The sequence below is a fragment of the Curtobacterium sp. 458 genome (assembly GCF_030406605.1).
In the GTDB taxonomy this organism is placed as follows: Bacteria; Actinomycetota; Actinomycetes; order Actinomycetales; family Microbacteriaceae; genus Curtobacterium.
Genome location: NZ_CP129104.1, coordinates 3,037,884 through 3,052,586 on the forward strand (window position 1 = coordinate 3,037,884; position 14,703 = coordinate 3,052,586).

The window sequence follows — 14,703 nt, forward strand, 5'->3', positions numbered from 1 at the left end:
CGTGTCGAGGCGCGCTGGGCGGCGGCGGAGCGCGGCGGGCGCCGGGGTGCGCGGCGCGCAGCGCGCGCGAGTTGCATTCGCACAACCAAAGGCGGCTCGCGCCGCGGGGAATCCCGGTTCGCGGCGTCTTCGGTTGTGCGGCGGCGCGGTGGACGTGACCGGGCGACGGACGGGAGGCGCGGGGCGGCCCCGCCACGGGCCTCCCGTCCGCCCTGGCGCACGCCGGCGCTCACGCGGCGCGAGCTGCGTCCGCACAACCACAGGCGGCTCGCACCGCGGGGAACCGTGGTTCGCGGCGTCTTCGGTTGTGCGCCGGCGCTGCGACCGGGGTCAGGCGCCGTAGAACGCCCGCTCGAACACCTGACGGGCGCGCCGCGTGACCCCGAGGTAGTCCTCCTCGAGCCGCGTCGCCGAGCCCGGCGGGTACTCCATGAGCCGCGCCATCCCCTCGAGCTGGATGCGGTCGACGGGCAGCACGTCCGTAGTCTTCCCGGACCACAGCACCAGGGCGCTGCGGGCCCGGGAGGCGAACCGCCACGCGGCACCGAGCCGCTCGGCGTCGTCCGCCGCGACGAGTCCGGCCTCGGTCGCGGCCGCCAGGGCCTCGAGCGTCGAGGTCGTCCGGAGGCCCGGAACCGTGAGCGCGTGCTGGAGCTGCAGGAGCTGCACGAACCACTCCACGTCGCTCAGCGAGCCACGGCCGAGCTTGAGGTGCCGAGCGGGGTCCGCGCCACGCGGCAGCCGTTCGGACTCGACACGGGCCTTGATGCGGCGGACCTCGCGGACGGCGTGGTCGTCGATGCGCTCCGGGTAACGGGTGCGGTCGGCCAGGTGCTCGAAGTCACGGAGCAGCCCCGCGTCGCCCACGGCACCACGGGCACGGAGCAGCGCCTGCGCCTCCCACGTCAGGGACCAGCGGGCGTAGTAGGCGGCGTAGGAGTCGAGCGTGCGGACGAGCGGTCCGTTCTTCCCCTCGGGCCGCAGGTCCACGTCGAGTTCGAACGGGTGGATTGCGTCCTCGGTCAGCCGGCCGAGCTCGCGCACGATCGCCTGCGCCGCACGGGAGGCGACCTCGGACTCAGTTCCCTCCGCCACGCGGTACACGTAGAGGACGTCCGCGTCGGAGCCGAAGCCGAGCTCCCGACCGCCGTACCGGCCCATCGCGACGATGCCGAACTCGAGCCCCTCCGGCGCGTTCCGCCGGGCGAGCGTGAGTGCGCCGGCGAGGGTGGCCTCGGTGACGTCGGTCAACGCAGGTCCGAGGGCGTCGACGTCGAGCCACCCGAGCACCGCAGCCATGCCGAGCCGCAGGGTCTCCCGACGTCGAGCCGACCGCACGAGGGCAGCCGAGCCGTCGACGTCGTCCCCGTGCCGGGCCGTGGTCGCGGTCATCTCGGCGAGCAGCGACTCGATCGGCCTCGGCCGCAGGAGGGACTCGGGCTCGTCGAGCCACGCGACGGCCTCGGGGAAGCGTTCGAGCAGACCGGACAGGAACGCCGACTCGGACAGCACCGTGGTGAGCGAGTGCGCCGCCCCCGAGGAGTCGCGGAGCATCCGGAGGAACCAGCTCGACTCCCCCAGGGTGTCGCTGAGCCGCCGGAACGCCAGCAGCGCCCGGTCCGGCGCCGGCCCCTCGGCCATCCACCGCAGGAGCACCGGGAGCAGGTTCCGCTGGATCGTCGCGCGTCGACTCGTGCCCTGCGTGAGGGCACGGATGTGGCCTAGCGCTCCCGCCGCGTCCGCGAAGCCGATCGCGCCGAGGCGGTCGGCCGCCTGGTCGCTGGTCAGGACGATGTCGCCGTCGGTCGCAGCGACCGCCGACAGCAGCGGACGGTAGAACAGCCGCTCGTGGAGGCCACGGACCTCGAGCTTGACCGACCGCCAGCGTGTCTCCAGCGCGGCCGCCGAGGTCGCGAAGCCGCTCGCCCTCGCGAGGACGCGCAGCTCCTCTTCGTCGGAGGGCATCAGGTGCGTGCGCTGCAGCCGTCGGAGCTGGATGCGGTGCTCGAGCACGCGGAGCAGGGCGTAGTCCGGGCCGAAGCGTGCGGCCTCGGGCCGGCCGACGTACCCGGCGGCGGTGAGGGCCTCCATCGCGTCGAGGGTCGAGCGTTCGCGGACGCTCTCGTCGTCGCGGCCGTGCACGAGCTGCAGCAGCTGGACCGTGAACTCGACGTCCCGCAGCCCGCCGGGCCCGAGCTTGAGCTGACGGTCCACCTCGGCGTCGGGGATGTGCTCGGTGACGCGCTCCCGCATCCGCTGCACGGACTCGACGAACCCTGGACGGGTGGCGGAGTTCCACACGAAGGGGGCGACGGCGTCGGCGTAGCGCTGCCCGAGGTCCGCGGAGCCGGCGATCGGCCGCGCCTTGAGGAGCGCCTGGAACTCCCACTCCTTCGCCCAGCGCTGGTAGTAGGCAACGTGCGAGTCGAGCGTCCGGACGAGCGCGCCGTCCTTGCCCTCCGGTCGGAGGTTCGCGTCGACCTCCCACAGCGCGGGCTCGGCGGCGAGGTCGGTGATCGCGTGGGTCGCGGCCACGGCGAGACGGGTGGCGATGAGCACCGCACGATCGGTGCCGACGCCGGTGTCGGCCTCGTCGTCGCGCGTCGGTTCGGTCACGAAGATCACGTCGACGTCGCTGACGTAGTTGAGCTCGCGTGCGCCGGCCTTGCCCATCGCGATGACCGCGAGCGGGGTCGCCTCGACGTCCGCGGCCGGGAACGGCACCTCGCGCCGGGCGATGTCGACCGCGGCCTCGAGCGCCGCCCCCGCGAGGTCGGCGAGCCCGGCAGCCACGGCGGGGAACGCCTCGGTCGGGGCCTCGTGCAGAACATCGAAGAGGGCGATGTGCGCGAGGTGCCGCCGGTAGCGCACGCGGAGCCGGAGCCGGGCGTCCTCACCGGTGGCTCCGTCGACGGCGTCGAGCAGCGAGGCGGTGTAGGCCTCCTGCGTCCACGGGGGCGTCACGGGGTCGAACAGCAACGCGAGCTCGGCGGGACGACGGTGGAGGAACTCACCGAGCCCGACCGATGCCCCGAGCAGCCGGACCAGGCGCTCGGCCGCGGCACCGTCGGCGAGGACGGCACCGAGTTCCTCGGGCGCGCGCTCCGACAGGCGTTCGAGCAGCCGGAGGGCGCCGTCCGGGTCTGCGGTCGCACCCCACACGGCGGCCGGGTCGAACCCGGCCGGGCCCGCAGGAGCGGCCCCGCCGCCGACCGCGGCAGACCCGTTCCCCGCCTGGGGCAGGACCGGGCCGAACCGTGCCTCCAGGCCGGTGGTCCGCTCGAGGGCGGCGATCCGTTCGAGGCTCTCCGAGAGCTCGGCGAAGCCGAGCCTGGCGAGCTCGGACCGTGACGTCTTCGTCCGACCGGTCATGTGCGCTGGACTACAGGGCGCCGAGGTTCGTGTCGAGCTCGAACGGCGTCACCTGGTCGCGGTAGGCCTTCCACTCCTGCCGCTTGTTGAGCAGCACGAAGTTGAAGACCTGCTCGCCGAGGGTCTCCGCCACGAGCTCGGAGTCCTCCATGAGACCGAGCGCGTGGTCGAGGCTCGCCGGGAGCTGCTTGTAGCCGAGCGCGCGACGCTCCGAGTCCGAGAGGCTCCAGACGTTGTCCTCGGCCTCGGCGGGGAGCTCGTAGCCCTCGTCGATGCCCTTGAGCCCCGCCGCGAGGAGCAGCGAGTACGCCAGGTACGGGTTCGCCGCCGAGTCGATGCCGCGGTACTCGATGCGCGCGGACTGGCCCTTGTTCGGCTTGTACAGCGGGACGCGGACGAGGGCGGAGCGGTTGTTGTGCCCCCACGTCACGAACGACGGGGCCTCGTCACCGCCCCAGAGGCGCTTGTACGAGTTCACGAACTGGTTCGTGACCGCGGTGATCTCAGGCGCGTGGCGGAGGACGCCCGCGATGAAGTGCTTCGCGGTCTCGGAGAGCTGGTACTGGCCGCCGGCCTCGTAGAAGGCGTTCTGGTCACCCTCGAAGAGCGACACGTGCGTGTGCATGCCCGACCCGGGCTGGCCGGAGATCGGCTTCGGCATGAACGTGGCGTAGACGCCCTGCTCGATCGCGACCTCCTTCACGACCGTGCGGAAGGTCATGATGTTGTCCGCCATCGTCAGTGCGTCGGCGTAGCGGAGGTCGATCTCGTTCTGGCCGGGGCCGGCCTCGTGGTGGGAGAACTCCACCGAGATGCCGAGGTCTTCGAGCATGCGGACCGAGCGGCGGCGGAAGTCGTGCGCACTGCCACCGGGGACGTTGTCGAAGTAGCCGGCCTGGTCGACGGGCTGCGGGCCGCCGTCCTTCCAGTCGCGGCTCTTCAGGAGGTAGAACTCGATCTCCGGGTGCGTGTAGAACGTGAACCCGCGCTCGCTCGCCTTCGCCAGCGTCCGCTTGAGGACGTTGCGCGGATCGGCGACCGCGGGCTGCCCGTCCGGCGTCGTGATGTCGCAGAACATCCGCGCGGTCGGGTCGATCTCGCCGCGCCACGGGAGGATCTGGAACGTCGAGGGGTCCGGGTGCGCGAGCACGTCGGCCTCGTAGCTGCGGGTCAGGCCCTCGATCGCGGAGCCGTCGAAGCCGATGCCCTCGGCGAAGGCACCCTCGACCTCGGCCGGCGCGATCGCGACCGACTTGAGCGTCCCGATGACGTCGGTGAACCAGAGTCGGATGAACTTGATGCCGCGCTCCTCGATGGTGCGGAGCACGAAGTCCGTCTGCTTGTCCATTGACGCCCTTTCCGTGGAGCAGCTGGGATGCTCAGCCTATTGGTTCCCGGGTCAGTCTTCGTCGTCCCACCGCTCGTTGTTCGCCTTGATGCGGTCGAGGGCGTGCTGCGCCTCCTCACGCGTGTCGAACGGGCCGATGCGGTCGCGCTGCGGGGACTGCGGGCCCTGCTCCACCTCGTGCGTCTTCTCGTTGAACCACCACTGGGACTCGATGCGTTCGTCGCTCATGCCGCCACCGTACCCACGGGCGGGCGGCGGGGGCCGGGGTGGGGCGTTGCGTGGCGCGCGGGCTGTCGCTTCCGCGAAAGCGACAGTCCTCCGCGCGGTCGCGGCGAGATCTGTCGCCTTCGCGACAGCGACAGTCCTCCGCGCGGTTGCGGCGGGATCTGTCGCCCCCGCGGTGCGCCCCGCGCCCGACGCGACCGCCTGGAGGCCCGGTGCCGGTCCGCCGGGCGGCCTGCGGGCCTCCAGGCGGTCACCGCGCACCGCGTCGGCACCCGCGCGTCCTCGCCCGCGCACCGCGTCGGCACCCGCGCGTCCTCGCCCGCGCGCCCGGATAGAGTGGTCGGCATGCCCCGGGACGCACACGGACACCTGACCGCCGGCCGGATCTCCCCGCAGCGACCCGTCCCCAAGGACATCGAGCGGCCCGAGTACGTCGGCCGCGCCGAGCCCGACGAGCACGGCCACGGTGACACGTACACCGCCGAGGAGGTCGAGCGGATCCGGACCGCAGGACGCATCGCCTCGCAGGCGATCGACGCCGTCGGCGCAGCGATCCGTCCGGGCGTCACCACCGACGAGCTCGACCGGATCGCCCACGAGTTCGTCGTGTCGCACGGCGCCTACCCCTCGACGCTCGGCTACCGCGGGTACCCGAAGTCGCTGTGCTCGAGCCTCAACGAGGTCATCTGCCACGGGATCCCGGACGACACCGTGCTGCAGGAGGGCGACCTCGTCAACATCGACATCACCGCCTACAAGGACGGGATGCACGGCGACACGAACCGGACGTTCCTCGTCGGCGAGGCCGCCCCGGAGGTGCAGGACCTCGTCACCCGCACCGAGGAAGCCCTCCGCCGCGGAATCAAGGCCGTCGCTCCCGGGCGGCAGGTCAACGTCATCGGCCGCGCGATCGAGGCGTACGCGAAGCGCTTCGGCTACGGCGTCGTCCGCGACTACACCGGGCACGGGGTCGGACGGGCGTTCCACTCCGGGCTGATCATCCCCCACTACGACGCGCCCCACTACGACACCGTCATCGAGGAGGGCATGGTGTTCACGATCGAGCCGATGCTCACCCTCGGCGGGATCGAGGCGGACATCTGGTCGGACGACTGGACCGTCTCCACGCGCGACAAGTCGTGGACCGCGCAGTTCGAGCACACCCTCGTCGTCACCGAGCGCGGCGCCGAGCTCCTCACCGTCTCCTGACAGCCCCTGACCTCCCTACCGAAAGGCTCCTCATGACCACCCTCGCAGTCGGCGTCGACATCGGCGGTACGGGCATCAAGGGCGCGATCGTCGACGTCGCCACCGGCGAACTCCAGACCGACCGGATCAAGAAGGCCACGCCCGAGGGCGGCAAGCCGCACGACATCGTCGCGGTGGCGAAGTCGATCCTCGACGAGCTCGCGCCGGCAGCGGACGTCCCGGTGGGCGTGTGCTTCCCGGCGATCGTCCGCGACGGCAAGACCATGTCGGCGGCGAACGTGTCGAAGAAGTGGATCGGCTTCGAGGCCGAGGCGCTCTTCGAGAAGGAGCTCGGGCGGTCGATCCACTTCGTCAACGACGCCGACGCCGCCGGGTTCGCGGAGCAGCAGTTCGGCGCGGCGAAGGGCAAGGACGGCCTCGTCGTCGTCACGACCCTGGGCACCGGGATCGGCACGGCGCTCATCAACGACGGCGTGCTCATCGTGAACTCCGAGCTGGGGCACCTCGAGATCGACGGGCACGACGCCGAGACGAAGGCCTCGTTCGCCGCGAAGGAGCGGGACGACCTGTCCTGGAAGCACTGGGCGAAGCGCCTGCAGAAGTACTACTCGACGCTCGAGGCGCTGCTCTCCCCCGAGCTCTTCGTCGTGGGCGGCGGCGTGTCGAAGCACCACGAGGAGTTCCTGCCGCTGCTCGACCTGCAGGCGGGCATCATCCCCGCGACGCTCCGCAACAACGCGGGGATCATCGGCGCGGCGACGCTCGCTGCCCGGTCGCAGCCGCAGCAGTAGCGGCGGCAGCAGACACGCCAGCCGAACCGCGAAAGCGACATCGAACCACCCGCGCGGTCTGGTTCGATGTCGCCTTCGCGGTTCGGAGGGCGAGCGCACCGCTGGACCCCGTACGGGCGCGTCGCCCGGTAGACTGCTGGTGCGAACGGGTCGGTGAGACGGTCGCGTCACTCCCCCGGGAGTGCCGAGGAACGTCCGGGCTCCACAGAGCAGGGCGGTGGGTAACACCCACCCGGAGCAATCCGCGAGACAGTGCCACAGAAAGCAGACCGCCGGCGGCGACGTCGGTAAGGGTGAAACGGTGGTGTAAGAGACCACCAGGGGTCCGGGTGACCGGATCCGCTCGGTAAACCTCGCCCGGAGCAAGGTCAGACAGAGGACGTCGAGGCTGCTCGCCGAGTCCTCGGGTAGACCGCTGGAGGCCGACGGCAACGTCGGTCCGAGAGAGATGGCCGTCACCGCGAGAGCGGGACAGAACCCGGCGTACGGCCGGCCCGTTCGCACAGACGGGAGGCCCGGTGCCAGCTGGCACCGGGCCTCCCGTCGTCCGGGTGGCCGGGTCTACAGCCCCGACTCGGGCGTGCGCACGAGGATCGCGTCGCTGTCCGGGCAGAGCACGACGTCGTCCGGCGCCGCCGCACGGATCGTCTGCAGGTCGGAGTTCGTCAGGGTCACGCCGGAGGCCGTCGACACGCCACCCTGCAGGAGCGACGCGCCGAAGCCGTACCGGGCGCGCTGCCGGTCGTACAGCGCCAGGAGCTCCGCCGGCACCTTCGCGGCGACGTCGGCGCGGGACTGCACGGCGGAGGTCCGGTCGGCTTCGAGCCGAGCGATCTCGGTGTCCCGCTCGGCGACGAGTCCGGCGCGCGCGGCGTCGGCGTCGGCGAGTTGCGCCTCGATGTCCCCGACGCGGGCGCGGAGGCCGTCGAGCTGCTCCATGACCTCGAGTTCGCTCGTCTCGAGGTCGCCGATGCGCCGCTGCAGCGAGTCGAGTTCGCTCTGCAGGCCGGCGGCGTCCTTCGCGTTCGCGACGTTCTGCAGGAGCGTGGTGTCGCGCTCGACCCGTGCCTGCGCGATCGCCGTGTCCGACTCGAGGCGTGCGAGTTCACGCTCGGCGTCCTCGACGAGGCCGGTCGCCGCGGCGAGTTCGCCACGGAGCTTCGCCGCCTTCGTGCTGAGCTCGGTGAGCTGGTCGCCCTTGCGGAGCGCGGTGATGCGGTGCTCGATGCGGGTCACGTCGTTGTCGAGTCGCTGGACGTCGAGGAGGATGGCCTGGTCCTCGGGTGCTGCCTTCACGGTCAGGCTCCTTCTGCTTCGGTGGTGGGTCCGGCCGCGGCCCCGTCGGGCCCGGCAGCCGGCAGGACGGCGAAGTCCCACGGGTCGGTCCGGAGGTCGCTCACGGTCACCCGGACCCCCGCGGCGGCGGCGAGCTCCGACGCGGCGACGTCGAGCCAGAGCCACTCGGTGGCCCAGTGGGACGTGTCGATGAGCGCGGGGCCCAGGGCGAGCTGTGCCTGCTCGCGGAACTCGGACGCCGGGTGGTGACGGAGGTCGCTCGTGACGTAGACGTCGGCGCCGAGGACGGCGGGGTGCCCGAGCAGCGAATCGCCCGCGCCGGCGCAGAGCGCGACGGTCCGGACCGGGTCGTCGTACCCGCCGGACACGCGGACGCCCGTGGCGGTCCCCGGCAAGAAGTCGACGAGGGTCCGGGCGAGGGCGCCGAGCGTGGTGGGCTCAGCGAGCGTGCCGACGCGACCGATCCCCGTCGCGGGGTCGGCTCCGGGGTCGATCGGTCGTTGGTCGGTCAGACCGAGGCGGTCGGCGAGCACGGCGGACGTGCCGGTGGTCACGACGTCGGCGTTGGTGTGGGCGGCCAGGAGTCCGGCGCCACCGCGGACGAGGGTCGCGAGGACGGCACCCTTGTACGTCGACTCGGCGATGGTCGTGACACCGCGGAGCAGCAGCGGGTGGTGCGTCAAGAGCAGGTCCGCCCCGAGCGCCACGGTCTCCGCGGCGATCGCGGGGACGGCGTCGACGGCGAGGTGCACGTGCTGCACGTCGGCATCCGGATCGCCGGCGACGAGGCCGACCGCGTCCCACGACTCCGCCCCGGCGGACGGCCACAGCTGCTCGACGACGTCCTGGATCTCGCGGAGCTTCGGCATCCCGTCAGTCTACCGAGCCGACCACACGCACCACGTCGGCCGTGCGGCCCGGGCGATCCGTGCCTCCAGGCCGCACTTCAGGCGCGTCCGAGCGCCCGCAGGATGCGGGCGACGAGCCGCTGCCACCAGCCGGTGTGCTGTTCCTGCTCGCGCTCCTGCGGAGCGGCTTCCGCCGTCGGCTCCGCGTCGACCGGGCGAGCCGCCTCGGGGAGCACGACCGGCGTGCTCGCGGTGGCGCCGACGTGCGCGGTGAGCGCGGCGGCGAACGCCTGGCGGTCGATGACGGTGGGTCCGGTGGCGGGCTGGACGAGCGGCGTCGGTCGCGTGTTCGCGGACACCGGCGTGACGGCCAGGAGGCCCGGTGCGGGTCGGACGGGTTCGTCGCGGTCGGCGACGGGTTCCGGTGCACGCTCGGGCTCGACCAGTGCCGGGGTCGCGGTCGGCGCTGCGACGGTCGCGACCGTGGTCGCGGCCGCCGGTACGGGTCCTGCGACGGTGCGGACCGGGGCGGTCGCCGCGCGGCGGGCTGCGGCGCGCTCGCGGCGGTCCGCCTCGACGGCGGCATCGGAGAGGAGGTCGGCGAAGACCGTGCGGGCGAATGTACGGGCGGCGCGCACCTCGGGGTCGTCGAGGTCGGCGACGGTGGCCTCCCACGCGGCGAGGCGCGCGAGGTCCTCGTCACGGCGGCGGACCTCGTCCTCGAGCAGGACGATGCGTTCGATCGTGGGCCGTCCGGTGGCGGGGCCGACCTCGATCGCGAGGTCCTCGATGCGGAGGGCGAGGCGCGCCGGGGGCTCCGGGAACGACGGGGCGCACGCAGCGTGGCGGGCGCGGTCGCGCGGGCGGCGGAAGGCCTCGGCGGCGGTGTCGGGGGCCGCGACGGCGGTGTCGTCAGCGTCGGTGCGCTCGTCGCTGTGGTCGATCGCCGGCTCGGCGGTCGGGGTGGTCAGCGTCGCGGCGTCCGGTCGCTGCACGGGACCGGTGACCGGCGGGACGACGAGGTCCGCCAGGTACGGTGCGCGCGTGGCCGGGGCGTCACGGAGCCACTCCTCGAGCTCGCGACCGAAGGGGTCGACGAGGGGGGTGCGTGCACCGGACTGCGTCTCCATGCCCGAACCGTAAATATCGGAGGCGGAGAACCGTGGGAGATCCGCGGAGTGTCGCGAGATCCGCTGCCATGTCACCCGGACGTGAGCGGCGTGTCGCGCCGGACGGCCCGGTGCGGCCTCAGTCCGGCCGGTCGATCGTCCCGAGCAGGGCCCGTCCGGCCTCCCATTCACCGACGCCGGCGGCGACGTTGACGTGCTGCGCCGCGCCGATCCGGTGGACCGTCGCGCCGAGCGTCGAGGCGAACGCGAGTGCCCGGTCGGCTGCGCAGTACGGGTCGTCGTCGCTGACGACGAGGTGCACGTTGCCGAACGCGGAGCGGTGCGCCGGTGCCGTGAACCCGCTTGCCTCCGGGGGGAAGCCGGGTGCCTCCGGGTCCGGCGGTGCGACGAGGAGCGCTCCCGCGACGGGGGCGGCACCGCCGGTGCGTCGCTCGCGGTCGCGGCGCGCGGGATCGGAGAGCCACCGTGCGGCGGCGAGGACGCCGAGACTGTGCGCGACGAGGACCGGCGGCCCGTCCGCCGGGTCGAGTGACGCGACCGCGGACGTGATCGCCGCCTGCCAGTCCTCGGGGTCCGGGTGGGACCACGACGCCGGGGCGATCCGGACCACCCGTCCGTCCGCGGCCTCGCGGTCCGCCTGCCACCGGGACTGCCAGTGTTCGGGGTCGGAGTTCCAGATGCCGGGCACGATCACCCACGGTCGCGGTCGCTGCACGGGAGCAGCGTAGCGGTCGGCTCGGCACGGGGCAGATGGGCCGGTCGGCCGCGTCGGGTCGACACTGGCGTCGTCCAGCCGGTCCGGCCGGGGACGGCCGTCTGCGTCAGCACTGGAGGCCGTCTGCGTCAGCGCTGGAGGGTGTCGCGCGTCAGCGCTGCAGGGTGTCGCGCAGGCGCTCCCGTGTCAGCGCTGCAGGGTGTCGCGCGGGTACTCGCCGAAACGCCGGGCGTAGGCGGCGCTGAACCGACCGAGGTGCGCGAAGCCCCAGCGCACGGCGACGGACGCCACGGTCGTCTCGCCGGGGCGGCCGCGCTCCAGTTCGTCGTGGATCCGGTCGAGTCGGATGCCGCGCAGCATCGCGTTCGGCGCCGTGCCGACCTGGCGTTGGAACGCCTGCTGGAGCCCGCGCACGCTGAGACCCACCCGCTCGGCGACGTCCGTCGTGGTGATCGGGGTGTGCGCCGACGCGTGCATGTACTCGATGGCGGTGCGCACCCGTCCGGTCGCGCCCTGGGGCAGGAGCACCTCTGGAGCGAGGACCGTGTGCGGGAAGGTGCGGAGGAGGACGTGCGCGGTCTCGCGAGTGGTCTCCGCCAGGGCGAGGCCCGAGAGCGGTGCCGGCCCGAGGACGATGCGGGCGGCGCGCTGCACGTGCGCGTTCCAGGCCCGGAGGTCCGCGGGGTCCGGGGTCCGTGCGTGGTCGAACACGAGCGGCCCCGGCTGGACCCCGTGCACCTCGGCGGCGACGCCCTCGAGGTACGCGCGGTCGAACTGCACGAGGCTCTGACGGAGGTCGGCGAGGTCGAACACGAAGGGCCGCCCGGACGGGAACATCATCGGCGTCCGCGGTCCGAAGGCCACCTCGTCGCGATCGATGTCGACGCGGCCGCCGCCCTCCGCGGTCCACATCACGACGTACTCGTCCCGGACTTCGACCTCGCCGCGCATCCGCCCGTCGAAGCGGGTGGACCGGAAGGTCATCGTGTCGTCACCGACGACCTTGAAGCGGTACCCGAACACCCGGTCGGTCCGGTCGGCAGCGAACCCCGCGCCCTCGTAGGCGTCCTGGTACATCCGGACGGCCTCGTCCGGATCGGTGCCGGACACGTCGAAGGTCGACCGGGGATCGCGGTCGGCCCGTGCGTCTGCGGCGGCGGCGGTGCTCATCGTCCGAAGCGTCGCACGACGGGTCGCGCATCGGGCAATCGGTGTCCGCTCCGTGCGGGAAACGGCCCGACGAGTGCGGTCCGTGGATCAGTCGAGCGAGCCTCAGTCGTGCCGGGCGCGCTGGAGCGACCAGCGGTTCCGTTCGTCCACCCGGTCGTAGCGGAGGTCGTCGACGACCATCTTCACCAGCGCGAGCCCACGCCCGCTCTCGGCGAGGTCGTCCGGCAGCTCGGCCGCCCCCGGGTCGACGCCTGCCGGGGCCCCGTCGTCGCTCACCACGGCGGCGTACCCGTCGGACGAGCACGAGAGGTCCACCCGGCACGCGAGCTGCCGCCCGCGGCCCGCGTGCTCGATCACGTTCGACGTCAGCTCGACGAGCGCGAGTTCGAGCGCCATCCGGTCCTCCGCGGACACCGACGGCTCAGCCTGCCACACGCGCGCCAGGAACTCGTGCACCGCGGTGACGTCGTCCGGCGGGCAGTCCAACTCGACGCGGTGCGCGCCGGTCGCGGTGGTCACAGCCAGTCGGACACCGCGGCGTCCCCGTTGGGGTACGTCCGCAGGATCTTGTCGATGTTGCTCAGCTTGAGGACCATCTGCACCTGCTCCGACGGTGCGGCGATGCGGAGGTCTCCCCCGGCCTGGCGTGCGGTCTTGAGCGACCCGACCAGGGCGCCGAGGCCCGACGAGTCCATGAAGTCGACCCCGGACAGCTCGACCGCGAGGTTCGCGCGCCCGCCTCCGACGACCTCGGCCACCCGCTCGCGGAAGGTCGGAGCGGAGACCATGTTGAGTCGGCCGCTGCACTCCAGGACGGCTGTGTTCGCTGATGCCTCGTGTACGACGATGTCCATCCGGTGCGCTCCCCTTCGGTTCGTGCTCGCAACCTACCGCGTCGAACCTACCGGGCAACCCGGGTCGTGCGTCGCCACCGGCACGGCGCGTGGGCATGCTCGCCCGGCGCACGAGCGTGCCGACCACCGGTCACGCGTCGACCCGGGCCCGGCGCGTGGCGACCAGCTGCACGACGACCGCCGCGGCCATGAGGACCGCCATGACCGACCCCATCGCCAGCGCGGTGCCCCCGAGCGCACCGGCGAGCGGTGTCCCGAGCCCGCCGAGGCCGAAGGTCAAGCCACCCTGGAGCGCCGCTGCGGTCCCCGGGTGTGCCGCCCCGACGTGCTGCGTCCGTGTGATTGCGGCGGGGAGCACGAAGCCCCACGCCCCGGTCACCACGGCGAGCGAACACCACACCGGGACCGGCCCGAGACCGAGCAGCGCCGACGTGAGGACCCCCAGCGCGCCGAGTGTCCCGACCGCCAGACCGAAGGAGAGCAACCCGTCCTCGGACCACCGCCCGACGACTCGCCGGAACACCAGCGTCGTCACGATCATCATCGAGGCGTTCGTGGCGAAGACGAGCGTGTACAGGCCCTCGCTGAACCCGTACTGGGTCTGGAACACGAACGAGCTGGTGGCGATGTACGCGAAGAACCCGATCGTCGACAGCACCCCGGTGAGCACGTAGGCGCGGAACCGTCCGATCGCCAGGAGCTGCCGGATCCGGTCCCGGTTCGCGGCGAACCCGACGCCGCCGCGACGCTGTCCCGGCAGGGTCTCGTGGAACCGCAGGACGACGAACACGAAGAACACCACTCCGAGCGCCGCGAGCACCACGAACATGAGCCGCCAGCTCGCGACCGTCAGCACGGCTCCCCCGGCCAGCGGCGCGACCACGGGGCCGATCGCGTTGATGGCCGCGAGGGTGCCGAACACCTTCGCCATCCGCGGTCCGTCCGTCACGTCGGACACCATCGCCCGTCCTGCAACCGCACCGGCTGCCCCCGCGAGTCCCTGGAGCACGCGCGCGATGACGAGTGTCACGGCGTCCGGGGCGAGTGCGCAGCCGACCGACGCGAGGGCGAACACCGCGGTGCCGACGAGCATCAGCGGCCGACGTCCGATCCCGTCGCTCACCGGGCCCGCGAGCAGCTGCCCGACGGCGAACGCGACGAGGAACGCCGTCAACGAGAGCTGTACGGCTCCGGGGGTCGTCGCGAGGTCACGGGCGATCGCCGGGAGCGCGGGGATGTACATGTCCGTGGCGAACGGCGACACCCCGACGATGAGGGCGAGCGGCACGATCGGCGGCAGGGCTCCCCGCTGGGTGGTCGTTAGTTCCGCGCCGCGCTCCGTCGTCACCCGGCCCACGCTACGCCGCCTCGAATCGATTCGACAAGGAGATCGGCTGACGAAACGCGCGCGTTTCGACACAGCACGCGTCGTTCGACGGGTGGGACGTCGGAACGCGCGCGTTTCGTGCTCCAGCGTCAGTCTGGAGGACCGGTGCCGGTCCGCCGGGCGCACGCCGCGCCTCCAGGCGGTCGCCCGGGCGCCGGAGCGCGCCGCGTTGACGAAACGCGCGCGTTCCGACACCACGCACGGTGAACACGACGAAACGCGCGTCGTTCGACGGGTGGGACGTCGGAACGCGCGCGTTTCGTGCTCCAGCGTCAGCCTGGAGGACCGGTGCCGGTCCGCCGGGCGCACGCCGCGCCTCCAGGCGGTCGCCCGGGCGCCGGAGCGCGCCGCGTTGACG

General features: G+C 72.8%; 13 protein-coding genes and 1 other RNA gene. 3 read left to right on the plus strand and 11 right to left on the minus strand.

The genetic code is table 11. The features are described from left to right. Positions 1-330: 330 nt before the first annotated feature. From QPJ90_RS14690 to QPJ90_RS14700, 3 genes are read right to left on the minus strand one after another with little or no spacing between them, the layout of a single operon-like run. Positions 331-3,372, minus strand: a complete 3,042-nt coding sequence (locus QPJ90_RS14690) for a bifunctional [glutamine synthetase] adenylyltransferase/[glutamine synthetase]-adenylyl-L-tyrosine phosphorylase (RefSeq protein ID WP_290131908.1) — start codon at positions 3,370-3,372, stop codon at positions 331-333. 10 nt (positions 3,373-3,382) lie between these two features. Further along, positions 3,383-4,720: a type I glutamate--ammonia ligase gene (gene glnA / locus QPJ90_RS14695; RefSeq protein WP_290131909.1), complete on the minus strand. Its 1,338-nt coding sequence runs from the start codon at positions 4,718-4,720 to the stop codon at positions 3,383-3,385. 51 nt (positions 4,721-4,771) lie between these two features. Beyond that, entirely contained in the window at positions 4,772-4,948 is a 177-nt protein-coding gene (locus QPJ90_RS14700) for an SPOR domain-containing protein (protein ID WP_152997990.1), read from the minus strand. A 342-nt stretch (positions 4,949-5,290) separates the two neighbouring features. On the opposite strand from QPJ90_RS14700, the gene map reads away from it, so the two are divergent. The 3 genes from map (at position 5,291) to rnpB (ending at position 7,446) form a co-directional block, all read left to right on the plus strand. Further along, positions 5,291-6,154 (plus strand): type I methionyl aminopeptidase, encoded by an 864-nt coding sequence (map, locus tag QPJ90_RS14705; protein WP_290131910.1) that lies wholly within the window; start codon positions 5,291-5,293, stop codon positions 6,152-6,154. Positions 6,155-6,186: 32 nt separating this feature from the next. Then, positions 6,187-6,945: a polyphosphate--glucose phosphotransferase gene (gene ppgK, locus QPJ90_RS14710; RefSeq protein ID WP_290131911.1), complete on the plus strand. Its 759-nt coding sequence runs from the start codon at positions 6,187-6,189 to the stop codon at positions 6,943-6,945. Positions 6,946-7,091: 146 nt separating this feature from the next. Next, an RNA gene (rnpB, locus tag QPJ90_RS14715) (RNase P RNA component class A) lies at positions 7,092-7,446 on the plus strand. A 60-nt stretch (positions 7,447-7,506) separates the two neighbouring features. Here the strand turns inward: rnpB and QPJ90_RS14720 are convergent. The 8 genes from QPJ90_RS14720 to QPJ90_RS14755 all read right to left on the minus strand — a co-directional run bounded on the left by QPJ90_RS14720 (position 7,507) and on the right by QPJ90_RS14755 (position 14,306). After that, complete coding sequence (locus QPJ90_RS14720) at positions 7,507-8,241, minus strand: hypothetical protein (protein WP_290131912.1); 735 nt, start codon at positions 8,239-8,241, stop codon at positions 7,507-7,509. Between the two features lie 2 nt (positions 8,242-8,243). Further along, the gene (locus QPJ90_RS14725) at positions 8,244-9,110 is read right to left on the minus strand and encodes a Nif3-like dinuclear metal center hexameric protein (RefSeq protein ID WP_290131913.1); all 867 of its coding nucleotides are present in this window, start codon (positions 9,108-9,110) and stop codon (positions 8,244-8,246) included. Between the two features lie 77 nt (positions 9,111-9,187). After that, a complete protein-coding gene (locus QPJ90_RS14730) occupies positions 9,188-10,219 on the minus strand; it encodes a hypothetical protein (protein WP_290131914.1) in 1,032 nt (343 codons plus the stop codon). A 118-nt stretch (positions 10,220-10,337) separates the two neighbouring features. Further along, the gene (locus tag QPJ90_RS14735; RefSeq protein WP_290131915.1) at positions 10,338-10,934 is read right to left on the minus strand and encodes an alpha/beta fold hydrolase; all 597 of its coding nucleotides are present in this window, start codon (positions 10,932-10,934) and stop codon (positions 10,338-10,340) included. Positions 10,935-11,120: 186 nt separating this feature from the next. Beyond that, the gene (locus QPJ90_RS14740; protein WP_290131916.1) at positions 11,121-12,104 is read right to left on the minus strand and encodes an AraC family transcriptional regulator; all 984 of its coding nucleotides are present in this window, start codon (positions 12,102-12,104) and stop codon (positions 11,121-11,123) included. Between the two features lie 102 nt (positions 12,105-12,206). Continuing rightward, positions 12,207-12,623: an ATP-binding protein gene (locus QPJ90_RS14745; RefSeq protein WP_290131917.1), complete on the minus strand. Its 417-nt coding sequence runs from the start codon at positions 12,621-12,623 to the stop codon at positions 12,207-12,209. Next, positions 12,620-12,958, minus strand: coding sequence for an STAS domain-containing protein (locus QPJ90_RS14750; RefSeq protein WP_290131918.1), 339 nt, complete (start codon positions 12,956-12,958; stop codon positions 12,620-12,622). Before QPJ90_RS14750 ends, QPJ90_RS14745 begins: the two co-directional genes overlap by 4 nt. 130 nt (positions 12,959-13,088) lie before the next feature. Further along, positions 13,089-14,306, minus strand: coding sequence for a multidrug effflux MFS transporter (locus tag QPJ90_RS14755; protein WP_290131919.1), 1,218 nt, complete (start codon positions 14,304-14,306; stop codon positions 13,089-13,091). Positions 14,307-14,703: the final 397 nt, after the last annotated feature.